This window comes from Shewanella sp. T24-MNA-CIBAN-0130 (assembly GCF_040310185.1).
Lineage (GTDB): Bacteria > Pseudomonadota > Gammaproteobacteria > Enterobacterales > Shewanellaceae > Shewanella > Shewanella psychromarinicola.
Window position 1 is genome coordinate 1 of the sequence record NZ_JBEOPP010000434.1, and the last position, 254, is coordinate 254.

At 37.4% G+C, this 254-nt stretch carries 1 protein-coding gene; it reads left to right on the forward strand.

The genetic code is table 11. The features are described from left to right. The coding region (locus AAEZ02_RS23010) for a LysR substrate-binding domain-containing protein (RefSeq protein WP_351125465.1) at window positions 1-254 on the forward strand (254 nt) is incomplete at both ends.

The window sequence follows — 254 nt, forward strand, 5'->3', positions numbered from 1 at the left end:
TATTAAAAGAGCTGGCAGCAACATCTAATGAACCACTGCAGGGCAAGCTTACCATTGGTATTATTCCAACGATTGCGCCTTATTTATTACCTACGCTACTAACATCAATGAAAGCAGCGTTTATAAATAGCCAGTTTTCGTTTACTGAAATGCAAACAACCACTATTTTAGCTGCGCTAGAAAGTGGTGAAGTCGACTTTGCAATTTTAGCGGATGTACCTGAACTTAAAAGTTACCATACCATTGATTTATAT